The following is a 20,880-nucleotide window of genomic DNA, read 5'->3' as shown; positions in this document are numbered from 1 at the left end:
CTCGCGACCGGCGCGAGCGTCATGCTGCCGCGTATCAGTCGGACGAGCCCGTTCCGCGCGGTCGCTCGATGCCGTACGCCTCCATCCAGCGATACAGCGTCGCGCGCGACACGCCGAGCTCGCGCGCCGACGCGGCGACGCGCCCGCGCGTCCGCAATAACGCGGTTTCGATCGCCTCGCGTTCGATCGACTTGCGGATGTCGGCGACCGACGGCGACGCCGCATCGAGACAGTATTCGAGCTCGAGATCCTGCGCGGTGATCAGGCGCCCCTCCGTCATCACGACCGCACGGCGCACCCGATTGATCAGCTCGCGGACATTGCCCGGCCAGTCGTGCTTGTAGAGCGCCGTGATCGCATCCGTCGAAAACCCGCGCACGCGATGGCGCGCATCGCCGCGGAAGCGTTCGAGCATGTGGTGCGCGAGCAGTTCGATATCCTTGCCACGCGCGCGCAGCGGCGGCTGGTCGATGCGCATCACGCACAGCCGGTGGAACAGGTCGGCGCGGAAACGCCCTTCCTCCATCGCATCGCGCAGGTCGACGTGCGTCGCCGACACGATCCGGACATCGACCGGCACCGGATCGCTGCCGCCAAGACGATGGATCGAACGTTCCTGCAGAAACCGCAGCAGGCTCGCCTGGCTTTCATGCGGCAGGTCGCCGATTTCGTCGAGCAGCAGCGTGCCGCCGTTCGCGGCCTCGACGTAGCCGATCTTGCGCGCGTTCGCGCCGGTAAACGCGCCGCGCTCATAGCCGAACAGTTCGGATTGCAACAGATGCGGCGGAATCGCGCCGCAGTTGACCGCGACGAACGGGCCGTTGCGTCGCTCCGAATGACGGTGAATCGCGACGGCCGTGAGCTCCTTGCCGGTTCCCGTTTCGCCGAACACGAACACCGGTGCGTCGGTGCGCGCGAAACGCCGCACCGTATCGAACAGCCGCAACATCGCGCTGCAGGTGCCGACGATGCCCTTTTCCTCCGATTCGAGCTGTTCGCGATCACGCGCGAAGAGGCACTCCATGCCGTAGGCATGGCCGACCGTATCGGCGATCCGCTGGTGCGACGCCGGCAGCGTGACGTAGTCGAAGCAGTAGTCGCGCAGCAGCGCGCGCACGTTCGGCGAGGCCGTCTGGCCGACGTCCACGAGCGCTACCCAGACGACGTCGCGCATCGACGCGCAGGTCGACGCGATGCTGCCGATCGCATCGGCATGGCCGCCGCTCAGGTCGAGAATGCCGCAGGTAATTTCGCCCGATGTGTCGCGCAGTTCGTTCGCATGCGCGACGACCGTCACTTTCCAGTCGCGACGCGACAATTCCTTTCGCAGCATCACGGACGGCGACTGCGTCCAGTAAATCAGCGGACGCTGCCCGTTACCGCTCCCCGCGCCGGCGCTCTTATCGCGCGTTATTGGCATATTCATAACGAACCGTCACTCTCTGCACTCCGCGAACCGTTCGCGTGCGCTGCGGCCGGCGGCGCATGGCCGCCTTTCCGCGCTGCGTTTCCGCAGCTTTGGCGAAGATCGAAACTGCACACGGCGAAAACCCCCGGAGGTCGAGCCGGATGTCATCCGGCCTCGTTGTCATCAAACTCGAACGGAATGCGCGGCTGCGGGAGCCATGACATTCCGGCTTTGAAGCGATCCGCCGTCAGGCGGGGCACGCCGGCAAACGGAAATTCCTTCCGCATGTGCGTCGCGTCGTACACGACACTCGCGCCCGATGCTGAACCGGAGGGCCGCCAAACCGCGCCCGGATCGACCGCCCCATTTCATCCGCACCTGAATCTACACCCCGTTTCGAGATGACCTTGTTACCAAAAGATAATCCTGAATCAGTCGGTTACGCTGCCCGTGGTCCCGCGCTGCGCGCTTTTGACCACTGAGATTTGATTATCTCCGACCATTCCCGTCAATCAGTGGCAAATACTACTTTTCCGCAACATTGATACTAACGATTACCTGCGATTTTCACCGAAATCTCCCCAAAGTGCGTGGGACCGCGCGCGCGGCCCACATAATCGCGCTGGCCGGACGGCCGCCGCATCGCATTGCGCCGGCGCGCGGGCCGCCCGGCCGTTACACGTCGTAATCTCCGGCATCGCGCCGCGCAGCACCTTTTCGCGAGTTCCGGCCGACGGGCTCGGCCGGGCCTCGGACGCCCGCCCGTGTGCCGTGCGGTGCAACATGACGGCCCTGCCGGCGCGATCGCCCACCGCGCACGCGTTGGCCGGAGCAGACGCACCGGCAGATCACCACGGCGGTGCAGGCGCGCGGTCGGCCGGTCGCGAACGACCGCAATCGTCGGTCCCGCGTCCGGGTGACTTGTTTGCGCGCGATATCGGCCGGCCACGCTTCATTGCAGGCCGCCACGACGAAGCAATTATGAAAAGGCACCGGCCCCGACGGTGTGTGCTACCGCACATTGCGACGCTCCCGTAACGCGCACGTCGCGTCGTATCCCGCGCCGTGCATGCGAATCCGGAGCGTGAGTACGCTTTCGAACAGACTGCCGCACCATGCATCCGGATGATGAAGATCGCCGCGCCGCACGGAACGATCTCGTCCGTGCGGCGCGGCGTGCCGAAGGCATCACGCGAGGACAGCATCATGGAATGGCATTGTTGTGAATTCGAACATCTGAGCGCCGTCGATCTCTATGCAATCCTGCGCGCGCGCAACGCCGTGCTGGTCGTCGAGGATGCGCACACGCATCTCGACATCGACGGCAAGGACGCGGGCGCGTTGCACGTCTACGCGAGCGTGCGCAACGGCGACACCACGGAAGTCGCCGCGTACGCGCGCATCCTGCCCGGCGACGACATCGATCCGGACGTCGTGATCGACAAGGTGCTGACGAGCGAAAGCTGCCGCGACGACGACACGCTCGAACGCTTGATCGGGCGCGCGCTCACCGCCGCGCAGGCCGCGTGGCCGGACACCGCGGTGCGCACGCACGTCCCCGCGCCGCGTCAGGCGTTCTACAAACAGTTCGGATTCCGCAAGGCGTACGGCCCGTATCTCGAACAGGGTGCGCCGTTCGTCGGCCTGGTACGGTCGGCCGACCGTGCAGCCGGCGCACTGCGTCACCTGCTGTCGCGGGCTGTCTCGGTCTCGCGCAACGACGACACGCGCGCCGACGGCCGCGCGCGCACCCGACTACCCGTCGACACCGGAGCGAACCGATGACCCCCACCCTTCGCCCCGTTCCCGAACCCGATCTGCCGAGCATCCTGCCGGTGATTCTGGCCGGCGGCTCCGGCACGCGGCTGTGGCCGCTGTCGCGCGAGCAGTATCCGAAGCAACTGATCGAGCTGGTCTCGAACGAGTCGCCGCTGTCGGCGACGGCGCGGCGCCTGAACGGCATCGCGAACGCGTCGCTCGGCGACACGCTGCTGCTCGTCTGCGGCGAACAGCATCGCTTCATGAGCGCCGAGCAGGTGCACGGCCGCTCGGCGCCCGCCCGCATCCTGCTGGAGCCGGCCGCGCGCAACACCGCGCCCGCGCTGACGCTGGCCGCGCTCGACGCCAGCGCGCTCGCGGACGACCCCGTGCTCGCCGTGATGCCGGCCGATCACGTGATCGTCGATGTCGGCGCGTTCCAGGACGCGATCGCACGCGCGGCGCGCTATGCGCAGGAAGGCGCGATCGTCACGCTCGGCGTGCTGCCGCGCCGCGCGGAGACGGGCTACGGCTACATCCAGGTCGGCGAGCCGCGTTCGGGCCGCCACGGCAGCCAGGGCGGCTACGCGATCGGGCGTTTCGTCGAAAAACCCGATGCGGCGCTCGCCGAACGCTATCTGCAATCGGGCGATTACTGGTGGAACAGCGGGATCTTCGTCACGCGCGCATCGGTCTGGCTGAAGGCGATCGGCGCGCTCGCGCCGGACATCCACGCCGCCTGCGAGAACGCATGGCGCGCGGGCGTCGCCGACGATCCGTTCTTCCGGATCGATGCGGCGGCCTTCGACGCGTGCCCGTCGGATTCGATCGACTATGCGGTGATGGAGCGCCTCGCGCAACACGGCGAACTCGGCATCGAAGGCATCGTGGTGCCGCTCGCGGCCGGCTGGTCGGACGTCGGCACGTGGGATGCGATCTGGGAAATCATGCCGAAGGACGATCAGGGCAACGTCGCGCGCGGGCCGATCGTGTTCGAGGATACGCAGGACAGCCTCGTGCGCTCGGAAGGCCGCCTCATCGCGTGCGTCGGGATGAAGGACGTCGTCGTGATCGAGACGGCCGATGCGGTGCTGGTCGCGAACAGGCACGACGTGCAGCGCGTGAAGAACATCGTCGCGCGCCTGAAGACCGACCAGCGCCCGCAGGCGAGCGAGCACCGCAAGGTGCAACGGCCGTGGGGCCATTACGATTCGATCGATTTCGGCGAGCGCTTCCAGGTGAAGCGGATCGTCGTCGAACCCGGCAGGCAGCTGTCGCTGCAGATGCATTATCACCGTGCCGAGCACTGGATCGTCGTGCGCGGCACCGCGAAGGTCACGCGCGGCGCCGAGACCTTCCTGCTGTGCGAGAACGAATCGACGTATATCGCCGTCGGCGAAGTGCATCGACTCGAGAATCCCGGTCGGATTCCGCTGGAAATCATCGAGGTGCAATCGGGCAACTATCTCGGCGAGGACGATATCGTGCGGTTCGACGATCAGTATGGGCGGGCAGTCGTCGGGACGGCTCAGTCATCGACAAGGGCGGCTTCCGCGCAGCCCACGCCGGTCGTACCGCTCTCGGCCGGCGAACCGGGCTAACCGGACGAGCGTCGGGAGGAAGCGGCGGAACGCGATGCCGTTCGACCGGTGCATGCGAATCGCGCCGGCGCGTTGGCCGCGCACCGCATGCACGATCAATCGATGCCGCGTTGGGACCAGCGCACCCGTCTGACGGATTCGCGCACGCGCGGCAGGAGCGACGTATCGGCGCCGAGGGCGTCGGGCGCGCCCGGCCGGGACAGGCGCGCGCGCGCGCACGGAGCGCTTCTTGCTCGATTGTTCGCGGACGCGCTCGCGGCCGCGCCGGCTGCGCAATCCGGTTCAGGCCCGACCCGCACCGGCATGCCGCCGATTCCCGACAGCTGATTGTCCGCCAGCCGTACGTCCGACACGTTGCCCCACAACCGAATGCCATCGAATCGTGCATTCGAAACGCGATTGCCGATCACGGTCACCCGCGATACCGAACCGGACCACGTGCTGACCTCGATCGCCCCTTGCTGCGTGAGCGGACGCAAATCGGTCCGGCCTGTCGCGGTCTGGATATCGGCAATCACATTGCGCTCGACCCGGACGTCAGACGAGCCGACAGTGCGGTTGCTGTCTTCCTGCGCGACGAGAATCCCGGCGCTGACCTGCACGTTGCGCACGATGTTGTTTGAAATCGTAACGTTCGCGCCGCCGACGACGGTGATGCCGCGGCCCCACGGGTTGCCCTCCAGCGAGTTGCCGGTAATCATCACGTTGCGGGTCAGCACGCCTTCCGCCTGGTAGCTCACGACGGCGATCATGTCGTCGCCGGTTCCACGCACGACGTTGCCCTGTACCAGCACGTTGTGCGAGCCGTGCGTCATGTGAATGCCGTCCGCCAGCGTCGACAGCACCTCGTTGCCGACGATCGCGACATCCGCGCCGCCGAACACGAAAATGCCGGCCCCTGCGCCACCGTCGACGATGTTGTCGAGCACCTGCACGTCGCGCCCCGTGACCTCGATCTTCGTCGACTCCGGCGTCGTGAGACGCGTGGTGCCGGTTCCCGTGAGCCGGAACCCGACGAGCGTCGTACCGTCGCCGCGCAACTCGATCGTCTGATCGTTCGGCGCTGTCGCGATCAGCGTCGCGCCGAATCCCGACAGCACCACACGTGCCTGTCGCACGACGAGCGACCGGCTGACGACATACCGCCCCGGTGCGAATACGAGCCGTTGCCCCGGCCGCAGCGCGTCAAGCTCACGTTGCAGCGCGTCGCCCTGATCGGCCCCGGCGGGATCCGGACGCACGTACGCGTCCGGTACGGGCGCATCAAGTGCGGCCGGTTGGGTCGTGGAGGTCGCGGGCGCGGCGAGTTCCGGCCACGATAGCGCGCCCGCCATGCACATGCCGGCGACCACAATGCGCAACAGGCGTTGCAACTCATGCATATCGTATCGTTTCCCTGGCAAGTCTTCGTGCGCGCCGAACCGCATGCATTGAAGGCCGACTGCATGGCCGGTCCGCCAAGCCGACGAAAGCGGCGACGCTCCAACGTTGATTAGATCACGGGCTCCGAACGGCGTCGGTGCGTCATCAGACCAAGCGCCCCGGCACCGCATCGACGACGCGACATTCCACGCGCGCGCGAATTCCCGAACGGTAGGCTCGCGAACTGTGCGCAGCCGCGCGATCCGTATCATGACCCCGATCGTCCGCGCGCCGCCCGTCCCACTTCAGCACATGACCGACCTGACCATCGCAATCTGCAACTACAACCACGGCAAGTACCTGCGCGACGCGATCGACTCGGCACTCGCGCAGACCGCGCACGGCGTCCGCGTCCTGATCGTCGATGACGGGTCCACCGACGATTCGCGCGACATCATTCGCTCGTATGGCGAGCGCATTGCCGCGGTGTTCCAGGAGAATCGCGGTCAAGTTGCCGCGTACAACCGGGCGCTGGAACATGTCACGTCACGCTACGTCATCCTGCTCGACGCGGACGACCTGCTCTATGCCGACGCCGCGGCACGCGTGCTCGCCGCGTTCGCATCCGGCGATTTCGTGAAGGTCCATTTCCGGCTCGACGTGATCGCGCACGACGGCGCGCGAACCGGCGCGAGCGTACCGCAGTCGGTAGTCGATACGGATTGCGGTCGCCTGTTGCGCGCGGGCTGGCTGTACCCATCGCCGCCTGCATCGGGCAATGCGTATCAGGTCGCTGCGCTCAAACGCATCTTTCCGGTGCCCGTCACTGCCGACAATCTGCATGGCGCCGATTTCTACGCGATCTACGGCATCGCGCTGCTCGGTGCCGTCCACATGATCGATGCGACGCTCGGCGGCTATCGCATGCACCAGCAGTCGAACGCAAGCGCGTCCGACGGCCCGGCCCTCGCGCTCGCCAACTCGGAAGACGCGGCAACCGGTGCACTGAAGGCCGAACGCCGCTGGTCGATCCTGCGCACGCTCGCCGGCACGCGGTTGCGGGAAGCGCTGCCGATGGCCCCACTCGACTTCGCCATCGAGAAGGCACGCTTTGCGAGCACGCTGTATCGCGCGCCGCTGGCGCGGCGCTGGCGCTGGTTCCTGTGCGAATCGGGGCGCTACTGGCACACCGTGCTGCGCAACCCGTTCTGGCGCCCGGCCAAGAAGGCGGCGGTCACCGTGTTGTCGCTCGCGTGTTTGCTGCCATCGTCAACGCTGAGCAATCGCGCGATCCGCTATCTGTCCAATCCGCTCGCTCGCGTTCGCAAGTCGCCCGCCCCACGCGCCGGCGTGCGATGAATACCATCCGAGCGCGACCACGGCTGCCGATTCGCTTGTTCGGTTAGCCATCGCACCGAGTGCGTGCGGCATGCGCTCCACAATGGTCCTCACCAGTTGATGCATGCGTGGCGGTAGATATCGCAGTCGCGTGGCGTGTTTGCGCGACCATGCACGATGGACGGGAAGCAATGGCGGCGATGATCACGCATCAATCAATCAGGAATGCGTAATGCATCGAACGTCCGGTTTGCATGACCCGCCGACGGATTGACGATACGCCGCCCCCATCGTCGCACTGGGTAACGAACAGCGCGACCGAATCGACAGACCGAGAGATGACCCAAGAAAAGATCGTTCATATTGCCGAAGCATTCGGCGGCGGCGTGCTGTCGATGCTCACCTATCTCGCCAACCATGCCGCCGCGGCCGGCGTCGACGTGACGGTGCTGCACTCGATCCGGCCGGAAACGCCGACCGATTTCTCGACGCTGTTCCGGCCCGACGTGAAGCTGGTCTACGTCGACATGGTGCGCGAGGTCAACGTCCGGCAGGATCTGCAGAGCGTGCATGCCCTCGTCCGCAACCTGCGCGACTGCAAGCCGACCGCGATTCATCTGCACTCGTCGAAGGCCGGTGTGCTGGGACGCATCGCTGCCCGGATCGCCACCCCGAATGCAACGGTCCTCTACTCGCCGCACGGCCTGTCATTCCTGCGCTGCGACGTGTCGCCCATCAAGCAGTTCGCTTATCTGAGCTTCGAGCGCATCGCGGCGCGCATCGGCGGCACCATTGTCGCGTGCTCGGGCAGCGAGCTCGGCGAGATCAACGGAAAAGTCAGGCCGAGATCGGCGGTCCTGGTGGAAAACGGCGTGAACGTCGCGGAGATTCCGGCCCGCCGTACGCGCGACGACCACAAGATCGTGATCGGGATGAGCGGCCGCGCGTCGTTCCAGAAGAATCATGAAGCATTCGTGCGACTCGCCGACACGTTGCATGGCGCCGGCGTCGAGTTTCTGTGGATCGGCGGCAACGCGGCCGAGATCCCGGATTCCGCCGCGCGCGAGGCCGTCGCATGCAGCGGCTGGGTGACCCGCGAGCGAGCGCTGGCGTTGACGTCGGAACTCGACATCTATGTCCAGACCTCGCGCTGGGAAGGCATGCCGGTCGCGCTGATCGAAGCGCAGGTTGCCGGAATCCCGGCCGTGGTGACGAACGTCGTCGGCAATCGCGACGTGGTGATTCACGGTGTGACGGGCTATGTCGCGTCAACCCCCGACGAGATGGTCGAGTACGTGACCGCCCTCCGAGACGATCGGCAACTTCGCGAGCAGATGGGCCAGGCTGCGCGAAATCGCGCCATTCAACGATTTTCGATGAGCGCGATCTTCCGGCAATGGCATGCGCTTTACGGACTCGGCACCGACGAGCCGCGCGTCGACACGCGCGACTTCAAGCCGGTTGCAGCGGATCACGTCAAAGCCTGATTTCGATATCCCCTTATGGACATGATCTCGTTCAAGAAACCGAAGCCACTCGTATACAACGGCCGATTCACCACGCAGAAGACAACCGGGGTGCAACGCGTCGCACGCGAGCTGATCGCCGCACTGGTCAAGTTTCAGCCGCAGGATCCGGTAACCGTGCTGGTGCCTCCGCAACCGGGCATCGAGGTAAGCGGAGCGAAGACGGTCAAAGTCGGCTTTTACAAGGGCGTGGTCTGGGAGCAACTGGTCCTCCCGTTGTTCGCGCGCCGCGGCCGCATCGTCAATCTCAGCAATTCGGCATCCATTTTCATCGGCAACCAGATCATCTACATGCATGACGCGGCCGTGTTCGACACCCCCGCGCATTTCTCGCGCCCGTTTCGCGTGTGGTACCGGATCATGTTCTGGATCCTGGCGCGCACCTCCGTCTGCGTGCTGACCAACTCCTATTTCTCGCGGGATCGCCTCGCGCATCACTGCGGGGTTGCCGCGGAGAAGATCAGCGTCGTACCGCTCGGTGCGGATCATCTCGACACCCTGGAACCGGACACTAGCGTGCTCGACCAGCATGCGCTGACACCGAACCGGTTCGTGCTCGCGGTCAGCAGCATGAATCCCACCAAGAACTTCGGCCGGCTGATCGCGGCGTTCAGGCAGATCAACGATCCGTCGGTCGATCTCGTCATCGTCGGGATGCAGAACACCACCGTGTTCGGCCAACAGGACCTCATGCCGGCGGCGGAACCGAACATCAAGTACGTCGGCTATATCAGCGACGAACAATTGAAGGCGCTGTATCAGAACGCCGCATGCTTCCTGTATCCGTCGATCTACGAAGGCTTCGGCATACCGCCTCTCGAGGCGATGCGCTACGGCTGCCCGGTGGTGGTCGGCAAATCGGCGGCCCTGCCGGAAGTCTGTGCCGATGCGGCGCTGTACTGCGATCCGTACTCGCAAGACGACATCGCGCGGAAATTGCGGAGCCTGCTCGATTCCGACGCACTCAGGGCCGAACTCAAACGCAAGGGAAGCCTGCACGCGGAGAAGTATCGCTGGAGCCGAAGCGCCGAGATGATGAAAGCCATATTCGAGGGGCTGTAGGCCATTCGTCGGGCTGCACGACGACCCACTGTCGCCCACCGCACTGTCCTGCGCACGGGCCCGCCATACAGTGAACGACTGTCCGATTTCTCGGCGGTGCGGAACCTGACGGGCCGGCCGCCCCTTCATCATGACTGCTCGCGAAACCAGCCTCGATGTCGCCCGCGGCGCGGGAATCATTCTTGTCGTATACGGGCACGTGCTGCGCGGTGCCGTTTCCGCCGACCTTGTGCCGGCAGGCGCGGCCGACACGGCATTCGCGTGGAACGACTACGTGATCTACACGTTCCACATGCCGTTGTTCTTCTTCCTGTCCGGCCTGCACGTCTGCAGCTCGCTGCGCCGCGCGCCGCACGGTTTCTTGTGGTCGAAGATCAGGACGATCGTGTATCCGTACCTGTTGTGGTCGATTGCGCAGGGCGCCGTGCAGATTGCAATGGCGTCGCACGGCACCAATCATCCGTTCACGCTGGACGACCTGCTGGCGATCGGCTGGCGACCGTTCGCACAGTTCTGGTTCCTGTACGCGCTGATGCTCTGCATGCTCGGCATCCGGGCTTTCGCGGCGGCCGTGCCGGATGCGACGCGTTCGCCCATGCCATCGCGGGCGCGCGGCTGGCTCGCCGGATGCGCGGTGCTCGGGCTGGTGCTCGGCGCGGCGACGCGGTGGGGCATCCTGTCGATCACGCTGATGAACGCACCGTTCTTCGTGGCGGGCGTCCTTGCGTCTCAGGCATTGCCCGGCTGGCTCGCGCGCAACAGCGGGCCAACCGCATGCGCCGCCACGGCAACGGCCTTCGTCGCTGCGGTCGTATTCGCTCACGGCTTCGGTAGCGCGACGAGCATCTGGGCGCTTCCCGCTGCGTTCTCGGGCATCGCGCTGGCGCTGCAACTCGCGCATCGGTATGCGTCACAGCCGGCACGCGCGGCATGGCTGGCGGCGATCGGTTGCGCATCGATGCCGATCTACCTGACCCACATCTTCGCGATGGCGGCCGTACGGATCGTGCTGATACGCGCCGGCGTCACCGATCTCGCGGCACACCTCGTACTCGGCACGCTGGCCGGTGTCGCGATCCCGATCGCCGTCTATCTGGTCGCATTGCGGACAGGGGTCGCGCACATTGCCGGTTTCCCGTCGTGGCCAGGACGCGACACGGCGGCACGAACGCGCACCGCTTGAGCTTCAGGGTCATCCTGAGGCCGGCCTCCCTGTGCGTTGCTAGGCCGTTGCACTGCCGTCGCGCCCGTTCGTTTCCGAGGTGCGCGTCCCGCGCCCGGATGCGGTACGCGTGGCGGAAGGCGCAACGCTCGCCGGCCGCTTCCCGAACCAATGGAACACGATGATCGGCAGCACGATCGGCAGGAAATTGCGTCCGCTGAACAGATTTGGCGTACGCATGATTTCCATCAATGACACGTAGAGCACCGCGTGCGCGCAACACCAGAACCCGTTGCCGCTGCGCCAGCCCGCATAGCTTCGGCCAACGATCCAGCCCAGCACGGCCGCGTCGAGCAGCCCGAACCAGCCCCATTCATAGAAGTGGACGAAGATCCCGGACGGATTGTTGAATTCCGGGTCTGCGTAGCTGTTCAGAAACAGGTTGAAGCTGTCGCTTGAATCGAACCACGGCTGAAACGTCGCGCCGATCACCGGAAAGCGCATCAGCCAGTCGAACGTGAACATCGGATGGCCCTGACCCCAGCCGAGCACGGCAAGCATCCCCGCCCCATTGTTCAGCGACGTCGAATAGTACAGGCCGAGCCGTTCAAGCGCGAAATCGAAGATGTTGTCGTAGACATTGACGTAATAGGCTTCCCACGACCGGTTGTACTCGTTCGCGATAAACAGCGCGAACAACAGCGGGATCGCCGCGTACGGCCCGAGCGTCAGCAGCCGCGCATACCGGCCGTGCAGCCGGAACCGCACGACCATCAGCGCGAGCGGCATCACCATCTCGATCAACGCGAGGCGCTCGGCGAAGAGGAAGCTGCGCAGCAGCGTCAGCACCGCGAGCACGGCCATGTAGATCTTGTAGCGGTTCAGGCCTTTCGCCGGCGTCCGGAACACGTAGAAATAGAGCGCGACGAACGGCGACGTCGCCTGCGTAAACGAGCTCAACCCGGTGATGCGACCGATCTGCTGGAGCATGTCGTACGCGGTAGCCTGTCCGTGCAGGAACTCGAACAGCAGCGCCGGACGCGCGATGATCCCGCTCATCATCACGAGATTGCCGAACAGCGCGAGTGCAAACAGGACATCGAGCACGCGCGGCGGCACCTCGACGGGCGTTTCCGGCGGCCCGCGCCGCGTCCGCGCTTCGGTCGTCGCGAGCCACGCCGTCGCCGTCACCACCATCAGGAACAGCGCGCCGGCGAACGCGTAGTAGCCGTCGAAATAGATTCGCGCAATCGACTTCTGGTCGCCCAGCAGGCTGAGCGACAGCAATCCGTACAACGGTAGGATGAACATCAGCACGAGCCGGGCCGGATCTTCCCACCAGTAGCCCGTGTAACCACCCGCCGCACCGCGCACGCGCGCCATCCTGCGCAGCGTCGCCGGGTCTTGCCGAGGCCCGGCGGACCCAACCCCGCCCGCTCGCCGGTTCATGACGGGCGTTCCGCCCGTTGCCGCGACGCCATCATCCCCGTCAACCCGGACGTGGCCTGATGCGTGTTCGCGTCGTTGTAGCCGTAGTCGTACCGTCCCGGCGCGCCCTTGTAGTCGTTCAGGATCACGCCGCGCACGCCGATATGCGCGTGCTCGAGCCGCCGCGCGCTTTCGTCGAGTTCCGTCAACGTCGTCACGCCGCTCCGCGCGACGAGAAACACGGTGCCCGCCAGGCGCCCGAGCACCAGCGCATCGGCAACCGGGAGCAACGGCGGGCCGTCGAGCACGACCATGTCGTAGCGCGACGCGACCCGCTCGATCAGTTCGGCGAGCGCGGGCTGCAACAGCAGTTCGCCCGGATCGGGAACGACGTTGCCCATCGCGATGAAATCCAGGCCCGGTGCGACGCCGCGCTTGATTGCGTCGTCGAGCGTGTGGGTGCCCGCCACCACGTCGGACAGCCCGGGCGCGCGGCTATAGCGGAAACGGTCGTGCAGCGAGCCCTTGCGCAAGTCGGCATCGATCAGCAGGACGCGCCGTTTCGCGGCGCCAACGAGCGACGCGATGTTGGCCGCGACGAACGACTTGCCGACGCCCGTCGTCGGGCCGGAAATCAGCACGACGGGATTCGATGCGGCCGGCATCGACAGTTGCAGCGACGCCCGGAAATTGCGCAGGCTTTCGAGCGCCGCGTCCTGAGCCTCGGCCTGCGTCGCCAGCATGCGCTGGCCGCGACGGCGCACCTTCGACCGCAGTTCCGCTTGTGCCGCGACGGCGCTGTGCGGGACCGTCGCGAACACCGGCAAACCCGTCGCCCATTCGATTTCCTCCGCGTCGCCGATCGTGCCGACGACACGCTGCCGGGCGACCACGATCGCCGCGCCCGCCAGCAGGCCGATCATCAGCAAGCCGGCCACCGCGACCCCGCGATGCGGACCGATCGGTTGCTCGGCGACCTTCGCCGTATCGACGATCCGCACGGTGCCCGTCTTGCTGGCGCGCGCGAGGACCATCTGCTGGCGCGTATTGAGCAGGTTCGTGTACAGCGCGGTATCGACGGCCACGTCGCGCTGCAGTTGCAGCACGCCCTGCTCGACGGTCGGCAGTTGCTGGATCTGCTTGCGGGTCGTGTCGAGCGAGTGCTGCGCATCGGCGAGCTGCGCATCGACGGCCACGATGGCCGGATGCTTCGGCATGAAGCGCGTCAGCAGTTCCTCGCGCCGCTGCTGCAGCGTCTGGACACGCGTCTCGATGTCGACCGACTGTTGACGCAATGCCAGTGCCTCATCGCTCGTATTGACCGTCCCGTGCGAGGCACGGAATGCGTTGAAGCGGCTCTCCGCCGCTTCCAGCTGCGCCTTCAGTTGCGGCAGCTGGCCGTCCATGTATCGGATCAGCTTGTCGGCAGCCTCGGACTTGCGCTGCGTGTTCTGCGCCAGATACGCCTCCCCGATCGCGTTCAGCACACGGCTGTCGTGCACGGGATCGATGCCGTCGAGCGTCACGCCGATCATGTTCGACTGCTTGCCGCGCTCCGAGATCAGCGCGTTCTTCTGCAGCCACGTCGTCGCCTCTTCGTCGCTGTAGCGCGTCAGGTCGAAGCGTGCGCCGGGCTGGCCGGCCACGTCGCGCACGAACACGTCGATCGGCCCCTGCGGCGTCTCGATGTGCAGCGGCTGGCCGATGCGGCCCTGCCATACCGGTCCTTTCCGGCCGAAAAGGCCCGTGCGCTGCAGCGTGTACGCGCCGTCGTCGCCGACGGTCAGCGCGAAACGCTTGCCGAGCAGGCGCTTGGGCACGTCGAAGGTCGGCACGTCGATGCGCTCGGTGCCATACACATATCCCCCCGGCAGCGGCGACGACAGCCCGTCGGCCGCGTTCACGAAGCGCCAGCCGATCAGCGGCAGGTAATGCGGCCGTGCGTCGAGAGCGAGGTTCGTGCTCTGGATCGCGCGGTCGAGCACCGCACGGGATTTGAGCACCTCGATCTCGGTCGATGCATCGGTCTTCAGATCGAACACCGACGACGGATCGCCGGGCGGCGACGTCTGCTTCGAATCGGCCTGGCTTTGCTCGACCTGGAACAGGATGTCGGAGCGGTAAACGGGGGCCGCGAACAGCGCATACAGGCCGCCCGCGAGCGCACCCGCAAGCGCCGTGCAGACGATCAGTCGCCGGCCGCCATACAGCATGCTCCAGTAGCGGCGCACCGGATAGGACGGCCGCAGAATGCGCCCGCTGTGCGGGTCAGGCAGGGTCGAAGTGTTCATGCAGCATCAGTCCCGTATGGCGCGACGTACGGTCGCGGTCACGAAATTCGCCTCGGGCATCACGGCGAAATGGCTTTCGCCGTCAGCGCACCTTGCGCGGACGACGGAATCAGCAGGTTCACGACGCGGCTCCAGCGCACCAGCGATGACGCATCGACGAACACGACGTCGCGCCGCTCGAGCGGAAACTGGTCGGCGAGCGCGAACGACGCGGGCGAGCTGCCGTCGAGGTGGTACACCCGCGGGCGGTTGTCGGGGCCGCGGCGCACGACGAACACCTGGCGCGCGTCCGACGTGTACTGACTCACGCCCCCCGTGTCGCCGAGCGCTTCGCCGAGGCTCATCCGCCCGTCGGTCAACGTCAGCGTCGCGGGCCGCGATACCTCGCCGAGCACGAATACCTTCGCGTCGCTCGCCGCGCGCACGCGCACGAGATCGCCGTCGCGCAACAGGATGTTCGACGGATTCACGCCCGCGGCGATCAGTGCCGGCAGGCTCACGTTCACGGTCGTGTCGCCGCGCGTCACCGAAACCTGCGAGCGATCCGCCGTCGGCGTAAAACCGCCCGCGCGGTCGATCGCCTCGGGCAGCGTCATCGGCATGTCGTTGACGATCTGCAGACCCGGCGTGCGCACTTCGCCGTCGAGATAGACCCGCTTGCTGCGGTAGCTCTGCACGCGCAGCGCGAGCTGCGGCTTGCGCACGTATTCTCCGAGCCGCTTCGTCAGCAGCGCGCGCGCCTGTGCCTCGGTCAATCCCGCCACGTGCACGAGGCCGGCGTACGCAAACTGGACGTTGCCGGTCGCATCGACCGTATAGCCCGTCGCGACCGAGCTCGCGCCGACCCCGTCGCCGCCGCCGACCGTCTGCGTCGTCGGCAGGTTCAATTCGGGGTGGTCCCATACGATGATGCTCAGCACGTCGCCGGGTCCGATCGTGTACGGCGTCGGCTTGCCGAACAGTTGGCGGATCTCCGCGTCGACGTTGGCCGGCCGTCCCGCATGGTGCTGCGCGACGAATGCCGGCGTGATCTCGATCAGATCCTCGCTCGACACGTTCTGCACGCCGTCGAGGCCGCCCGAACCCGATGCGTCGGCGCTCACGCGCGCATTCGCGTCGCGCTCCGCCGGCGCGCGGTAAGTCATGCCGGGCGACAGCGCACATGCGCTCAGCGCGCATGCGGCCGCCACGATCGCCATGCGCGACAGCCACGGCGCGCGACGGGCGCCAGGCCGCGGCGTGCCGCGCGTCGATTCCGGTTGCGTGGTGATTGACATGGTGCTCTTCCAAACTGTGCGGTAACCCGCCGAACGCGGCGAATTCCGGCATTACGCTTGCCCAGCGCGGCTTGCATTGCAGCTTGCATGCCGCACCGGCCTCTTCACCGCACGTCACTCCGTACGATCCGTCATGAACTTCTCTTCATCGCTTGCGCCCTTCGTCTGCATCGTGTCGACCGGCTTCGTCTGTGCCGCCGGCGCCCAAACGCTGCCCGGCAGTCCTGCCGACACACCGCCCTTCGCGTCGTCGACGCTCGTTGCGCCGGTGCCGCCACAACGCTCGGCGCAAGCCGTCGGCCCGAGTGCGGCCGCCGAACCCGTTGCGACAGCGTCCGCGGCTGCATCCGGGGCGACAGCACCCGCGATCGCCGGTTCAGCCGCGAGCGCCGCCGTCCAGCCCGACACGCGGGCCCGCGTCACGTTGCGCCGGCCGCTCGTGCCGGCGCGGCCACATCGCGCGCAGGTCGCCAATGCACCCGCCGACGACGTATGGCGCAGCGACACGTTGTACGCATCGCCCTACGCGAAATCACCCTATGCGGAGCCGGGCGATCGGGACTGACCCATCCCGGCCGGTCATGCCGCGGCATGACCGTGCATGCATCGATAAGCGATTGGACACTACGGCGAACGGCGCGTCTGTGAGCGACCCCACCGAACGTCGATCTTCATACGAAGCGGGGATCGCGCCCCAAAGCGCCGACGCATGCGGCACGGCGCGCATCACGGCCTGCCGACCGACACGTTCGCGTACGATCCCGCAGCCGCTTCGCGCGCGACAGGATCGGCAACGTGCACGGCCGGCCTCGTCAAATCGCGACCGAGCGCCTGCAAGCACCGCTCGATCACGATGTCCGTGCCGACCGCGCCGTACACCGCGTGATCGACCTGCGGCTCGAGGTGCAGCCGTACGTGTCGCGAGCACCTGAACGCATGCTCGATCGCGCCGAAGTGGCGCCGGACATCGTCGATGCCGGGATCGAGCGCGCCATATACGAGCGTCGTGCGGACATTGCGTTGCGCAAGCACATGCATCACGCCGCGTGGGGTGCCGGCGCGCGGCTTCCAGCCGACGCGCGCGGCCGCCTCCTTCACCGGCACACTGACTCGCGCGATCGCATTAGCGGCGACGGCGCGCACGATCGGCCGCAAATCGCGCCGTTCGCGCACGAGGCGTTTCCACTTCTGCCAGTCGCGCACCGACAGCCAGTAGCCGCGCACCGAGTTGTTCCGCTGCTTCTGCACCGCATCGAGCGAGAGCCCGGCCGGCCACACGAAGCGCGCCAGGTTTATCGCGATCACGCCGCCGAGCGACGGCGTCTTCACGGCCGCATGCAATGCCGCATAGGCGCCGGAACAGATGCCGGCCGCGACCACGTCAGGATGCCCAAGCGCACGCAGCCAGTCGGCGGCGGCCGCCACGTCGTCGCTCGACTGCGCCGAATACACGACGCGCGACTGGTCGTCGAGCGCGGCCGCCCCGCTGTCGCCGACGCCGTTCACGTCGATCCGCAGCGTCGTGACGCCGGCGCGTGCAAGCGTCCGCGCGAGGCGCACGCTGAAGCGCCCTTCGCCGCTTCGTGGATTCGTCGACGTGTTCGCGATCACGAGCGCCGGAGCGGCGGGATTCGCCGGCCCCGTCTCGGCGGGACGGCACAGTACGCCGACCAAACGGTCCGGCCCGACCGCGACGACCTGCTCGGTCATGTCGGTCATGTCGAGCGCGGCGGCCGATTCGCCGTTCCATGGTGGATCATGCCGCCACATCGGGTCGACGCCCGCGGCCGTGCGCGGCACACGTTCGCCGATCCAGCGCGCGAGCGTGTCGATGGCTGCGAGCGGCAGGCGCGAGCGCGTACCGTCCAGCATCGTCGTCGGCCATTCGCGAAACGGATCGGCCGCCACGTTCACGCCCCGCGCGAGCAGCGCATCGCGCAACGCAGGTCCGTCCTGATCGGGTTGAATCAGCAGCATCGCATCAGGCAGCCTCGGGGCATCGCGCACGACGTCGCACAGATCGACCGCCTTCAGCGCAGCGACGAAATCGTCCGGAAAGCGGTGCCCGAGCACGTTCATGCAGGGCTCGTCACGATGTGCGATGCGAATCGCGGGCGACGTGACGTCGAGCCACTGGCGATGCACGAACGACATCTCGCGAAGGTAAGCGCGTCCGCGCACGACCGGCGCGAGCGCCACCAATGCGTCGACGCGCGGCGACGGGTGCCGGCCGTCCCCCGCGGCGGCCAGCATCGCGAACAGCGCGCCCGCACGAATTCCGACGAGCGTCAGCGACCCGACACCGACCTGGTCGCGCAGCAGATCGATCGCATCGTGAATGCTGCCGATGGTCGCGGCGTGCCGATCGACGTCACGGTCGTCGCCCGCGGAATCGCCGGTGCACGGATAGTTGAATCGCAACACCGTGACGCCGTCGCGGGCAAGGCGCTCGGCGATCGCCCGCATGAGCTTGTGCGTCCACGATGCCTCGTGCCCCAACGATTCGCACAGGATCACACCTTGTGTCGTCTGTCCTTCGTGCAGCCACCCCACGCAGCTGCCGAACGTAATCGGCTTCAATCGGTACTCCTCGGATCGGTATTTTTATCGGACGCGGACACGCGTTCGGGCCGCGCTACCGGAACGAGCGATCCACGCTCGTGCGGCTCGTCGATGAACGCGCGGCAGCGGCCCCCGCCGCGCCCCTGCGCGGCCCGCCCGGTTCCATGCGCTGCCCTGCTCCCCACGCCCACGGGAGGTGATGTTGCGTGCCCGAGGCATCGTCAGGCGGTTTGCACCGTGAACCAAAACAGTGCGATCGATTAAAGCACTCGGTTCGGGCGCCCTTCGGTGCGGCAGCTTACAAATAGATTCATCGCCGTCGCGAGACGACAACGCACCACGACGCGCGCCGTGCCGCGCTTCACGCCGCGCGCACGAACGGAATCCGCGAACGGTAGGCTCGCGAACATAGTCGTCCCGCGCGGCCCGTATCATGGCCGCCATACGATGTGATGTGGCCGTGCCCGGCGACGCCGGACGCGCCACCAACCCATGCAACCCGGGTCAGCGCCGACCGGATGCACGCGCACCGCGGCCCCATGCCGCCGCACTGCGACACTCACGGCGCCGACCGAGCGAATGTCAAACCTCAAGAAGAATTTCCTGCTGCTGCTGACGTTGCAGATTTCGATGTACGCAGTGCCGCTCCTGATCGCACCGCTGCTGACGCACGCCCTCGGGCCCGAAGGCTACGGGCAGCTCGCGTTCTCGCTCGCCGTCATTGCGTATCTCACCAACTGCACGAGCTACAGTTTCGACCTGACCGCCACGCCACGCATCGCGCTCGCGCGCGACAACCGTGCCGAACGCTCGCGCATCTTCTGGGCGACGCTATACGCGCAGATCGGCATCGCGGTGATCTGCTTCATCGTGCTCGTTGCGCTGACCTTTGCGGTCGAGCGCTTCGGTGAAGACCGCGACCTGCTGCTGATCGGGTTCGGGATGGTCGCCGGCGTGGCGTTCACACCGGGCTGGTATTTCCAGGGAATGGAAAAGCTGCGCGCGCTCAGCATGATCCTGTTCATCGGGCGCATCCTGAGCCTGCCGGCCATGTTCGCGCTCGTGCACAGCCCGGCGGACATCGACCGCGCGATGATCGTCAACGCAGCGGTACCGACGCTGTCCGCGATCGCACTGGCTGCCTATCTGTACTTCAACCGTGAAATCGACTTCGTGCGCGTCGGCGCGACCGACATCGCCGAATCGCTGAAAGGCGGCTGGCAGGTGTTTCTCGCGTCCACGTCGATCGCGTTCTATGCGTCGACCAACACCGTGCTGCTCGGCTTCGTATCGGGCAACGTCGCGGCGGGCTACTTCGCCGCCGGCGACAAGCTGATCCGCGCGGCGCTCAGCATGCTGCAACCGCTGAAGGCGGCCACCTATCCGCGCATCAGCTACCTGATGCGGCACGCGCGCAACGATGCGTTCTCGTTCCTGCGCAAGCTGTTCGTCATCCAGGTCGCGATGGTGCTCGGCATCTCGCTCGTGATCTTCTTCGGCGCGCCGCTGGCCGTGCGCATCCTGTATGGCCCTTCGTACGAACCTACGGTCCAGGTGCTGCGCTGGATGGCCTTCATTCCGTTCATGGCCGGCATGACCGACCTGTTCGGTGTGCAGACGATGCTGCCGCTCGGGATGAAGTCGGCATTCACGCGAATCCTGATGTCATCGGGCATTCTGAACATCGTGCTGGTACCCGTGCTCGCCAAGTATTTCGCCGAGCAAGGCGCCGCGGTCGCCGTGCTGACGGCCGAGGCCGTGGTCGCCGCGGCACTCGCAACCGTCGTCTACCGCGCCGGGATTCCGATGCCCGGTAGTCCCGTCGCTCGACGCAGCTAGCGCACCGTCGGTGCCGCCCGAGTTTCCCCACGGGGCGACTTGCATCCGGCGATGTCCCGTTCGATGCGGACGCAACAAACCGTGCCGCACGCTCGCGCACCCAGGTACTTCTTACTCCGCCACGCATGCCCGATCGGCAACGATGACTGCCTTTCCGCCTCGCCACGCGCCCCTACGAAATAAAGATCACACGGATCGGTAGAAACACCGATGCTGTAGTCAAACTACATTCATACCATTGGTCGCAGCAGAGAATCGCTACACCC

General features: G+C 66.5%; 15 protein-coding genes. 8 read left to right on the top strand and 7 right to left on the bottom strand.

Annotated features, from left to right (window positions below):
- Positions 1-34: 34 nt before the first annotated feature.
- Positions 35-1,426, bottom strand: a complete 1,392-nt coding sequence (locus CFB81_RS20800) for a sigma-54 dependent transcriptional regulator (protein WP_069616393.1) — start codon at positions 1,424-1,426, stop codon at positions 35-37.
- A 146-nt stretch (positions 1,427-1,572) separates the two neighbouring features.
- On the bottom strand, positions 1,573-1,695 hold the full coding sequence (locus CFB81_RS36640) for a hypothetical protein (protein ID WP_256976287.1): 123 nt from the start codon (positions 1,693-1,695) through the stop codon (positions 1,573-1,575).
- Between the two features lie 919 nt (positions 1,696-2,614).
- Between CFB81_RS36640 and CFB81_RS20790 the strand changes: the two genes are divergently transcribed.
- Together CFB81_RS20790 and CFB81_RS20785 are read left to right on the top strand one after the other, a co-directional pair.
- Entirely contained in the window at positions 2,615-3,193 is a 579-nt protein-coding gene (locus CFB81_RS20790) for a drug:proton antiporter (protein ID WP_069616587.1), read from the top strand.
- Positions 3,190-4,767: a mannose-1-phosphate guanylyltransferase/mannose-6-phosphate isomerase gene (locus CFB81_RS20785; RefSeq protein ID WP_089436357.1), complete on the top strand. Its 1,578-nt coding sequence runs from the start codon at positions 3,190-3,192 to the stop codon at positions 4,765-4,767. The genes CFB81_RS20790 and CFB81_RS20785 overlap by 4 nt, the downstream gene beginning before the upstream one ends.
- Positions 4,768-4,862: 95 nt before the next feature.
- Here the strand turns inward: CFB81_RS20785 and CFB81_RS20780 are convergent, their stop codons facing one another.
- Complete coding sequence (locus CFB81_RS20780) at positions 4,863-6,149, bottom strand: right-handed parallel beta-helix repeat-containing protein (RefSeq protein WP_089437086.1); 1,287 nt, start codon at positions 6,147-6,149, stop codon at positions 4,863-4,865.
- Between the two features lie 292 nt (positions 6,150-6,441).
- Here CFB81_RS20780 and CFB81_RS20775 point away from each other — a divergent pair, with 292 nt between their 5' ends.
- The 4 genes from CFB81_RS20775 to CFB81_RS20760 all read left to right on the top strand — a co-directional run bounded on the left by CFB81_RS20775 (position 6,442) and on the right by CFB81_RS20760 (position 11,238).
- On the top strand, positions 6,442-7,488 hold the full coding sequence (locus CFB81_RS20775) for a glycosyltransferase family 2 protein (RefSeq protein WP_069616586.1): 1,047 nt from the start codon (positions 6,442-6,444) through the stop codon (positions 7,486-7,488).
- Positions 7,489-7,805: 317 nt separating this feature from the next.
- Positions 7,806-8,954 carry a glycosyltransferase gene (locus CFB81_RS20770; RefSeq protein WP_069616390.1) on the top strand — a complete coding sequence of 383 codons (1,149 nt, stop codon included), beginning with the start codon at positions 7,806-7,808 and terminating at the stop codon, positions 8,952-8,954.
- Positions 8,955-8,975: 21 nt separating this feature from the next.
- Complete coding sequence (locus CFB81_RS20765; protein WP_089437085.1) at positions 8,976-10,055, top strand: glycosyltransferase family 1 protein; 1,080 nt, start codon at positions 8,976-8,978, stop codon at positions 10,053-10,055.
- 130 nt (positions 10,056-10,185) lie between these two features.
- Complete coding sequence (locus CFB81_RS20760) at positions 10,186-11,238, top strand: acyltransferase family protein (protein WP_089436356.1); 1,053 nt, start codon at positions 10,186-10,188, stop codon at positions 11,236-11,238.
- A 39-nt stretch (positions 11,239-11,277) separates the two neighbouring features.
- Here the strand turns inward: CFB81_RS20760 and CFB81_RS20755 are convergent, their stop codons facing one another.
- Genes CFB81_RS20755 through CFB81_RS20745 form a run of 3 tightly spaced genes read right to left on the bottom strand, consistent with a single transcriptional unit; the run spans position 11,278 to position 16,213 of the window.
- The gene (locus tag CFB81_RS20755) at positions 11,278-12,666 is read right to left on the bottom strand and encodes an oligosaccharide repeat unit polymerase (protein WP_089436355.1); all 1,389 of its coding nucleotides are present in this window, start codon (positions 12,664-12,666) and stop codon (positions 11,278-11,280) included.
- Positions 12,663-14,936 carry a polysaccharide biosynthesis tyrosine autokinase gene (locus CFB81_RS20750; protein WP_089436354.1) on the bottom strand — a complete coding sequence of 758 codons (2,274 nt, stop codon included), beginning with the start codon at positions 14,934-14,936 and terminating at the stop codon, positions 12,663-12,665. The genes CFB81_RS20755 and CFB81_RS20750 overlap by 4 nt, the downstream gene beginning before the upstream one ends.
- A gap of 59 nt (positions 14,937-14,995) precedes the next feature.
- Complete coding sequence (locus CFB81_RS20745; RefSeq protein ID WP_069616386.1) at positions 14,996-16,213, bottom strand: polysaccharide biosynthesis/export family protein; 1,218 nt, start codon at positions 16,211-16,213, stop codon at positions 14,996-14,998.
- 76 nt (positions 16,214-16,289) lie between these two features.
- On the opposite strand from CFB81_RS20745, the gene CFB81_RS20740 reads away from it, so the two are divergent.
- The gene (locus CFB81_RS20740; RefSeq protein WP_249190216.1) at positions 16,290-16,778 is read left to right on the top strand and encodes a hypothetical protein; all 489 of its coding nucleotides are present in this window, start codon (positions 16,290-16,292) and stop codon (positions 16,776-16,778) included.
- A gap of 161 nt (positions 16,779-16,939) precedes the next feature.
- Here CFB81_RS20740 and CFB81_RS20735 read toward each other — a convergent pair whose 3' ends face one another.
- Positions 16,940-18,793 carry a serine aminopeptidase domain-containing protein gene (locus tag CFB81_RS20735; RefSeq protein WP_089436353.1) on the bottom strand — a complete coding sequence of 618 codons (1,854 nt, stop codon included), beginning with the start codon at positions 18,791-18,793 and terminating at the stop codon, positions 16,940-16,942.
- Positions 18,794-19,354: 561 nt separating this feature from the next.
- Between CFB81_RS20735 and CFB81_RS20730 the strand changes: the two genes are divergently transcribed.
- Positions 19,355-20,614, top strand: coding sequence for an oligosaccharide flippase family protein (locus tag CFB81_RS20730; RefSeq protein WP_089436352.1), 1,260 nt, complete (start codon positions 19,355-19,357; stop codon positions 20,612-20,614).
- Positions 20,615-20,880: the final 266 nt, after the last annotated feature.

Origin of the sequence: Burkholderia sp. AU28863 (assembly GCF_002223195.1) — a bacterium.
Taxonomy (GTDB): Bacteria; Pseudomonadota; Gammaproteobacteria; order Burkholderiales; family Burkholderiaceae; genus Burkholderia; species Burkholderia sola.
This window is presented reverse-complemented; position numbering and strand designations above follow the sequence as displayed.

Coding starts and splice junctions, on each gene's coding strand:
- CFB81_RS20800 (WP_069616393.1), bottom strand. CDS start 1,426: ATGAATATGCCAATAACGCGCGATAAGAGCGCCGGCGCGGGGAGCGGT.
- CFB81_RS36640 (WP_256976287.1), bottom strand. CDS start 1,695: ATGCGGAAGGAATTTCCGTTTGCCGGCGTGCCCCGCCTGACGGCGGAT.
- CFB81_RS20790 (WP_069616587.1), top strand. CDS start 2,615: ATGGAATGGCATTGTTGTGAATTCGAACATCTGAGCGCCGTCGATCTC.
- CFB81_RS20785 (WP_089436357.1), top strand. CDS start 3,190: ATGACCCCCACCCTTCGCCCCGTTCCCGAACCCGATCTGCCGAGCATC.
- CFB81_RS20780 (WP_089437086.1), bottom strand. CDS start 6,149: ATGCATGAGTTGCAACGCCTGTTGCGCATTGTGGTCGCCGGCATGTGC.
- CFB81_RS20775 (WP_069616586.1), top strand. CDS start 6,442: ATGACCGACCTGACCATCGCAATCTGCAACTACAACCACGGCAAGTAC.
- CFB81_RS20770 (WP_069616390.1), top strand. CDS start 7,806: ATGACCCAAGAAAAGATCGTTCATATTGCCGAAGCATTCGGCGGCGGC.
- CFB81_RS20765 (WP_089437085.1), top strand. CDS start 8,976: ATGATCTCGTTCAAGAAACCGAAGCCACTCGTATACAACGGCCGATTC.
- CFB81_RS20760 (WP_089436356.1), top strand. CDS start 10,186: ATGACTGCTCGCGAAACCAGCCTCGATGTCGCCCGCGGCGCGGGAATC.
- CFB81_RS20755 (WP_089436355.1), bottom strand. CDS start 12,666: ATGAACCGGCGAGCGGGCGGGGTTGGGTCCGCCGGGCCTCGGCAAGAC.
- CFB81_RS20750 (WP_089436354.1), bottom strand. CDS start 14,936: ATGAACACTTCGACCCTGCCTGACCCGCACAGCGGGCGCATTCTGCGG.
- CFB81_RS20745 (WP_069616386.1), bottom strand. CDS start 16,213: ATGTCAATCACCACGCAACCGGAATCGACGCGCGGCACGCCGCGGCCT.
- CFB81_RS20730 (WP_089436352.1), top strand. CDS start 19,355: ATGTCAAACCTCAAGAAGAATTTCCTGCTGCTGCTGACGTTGCAGATT.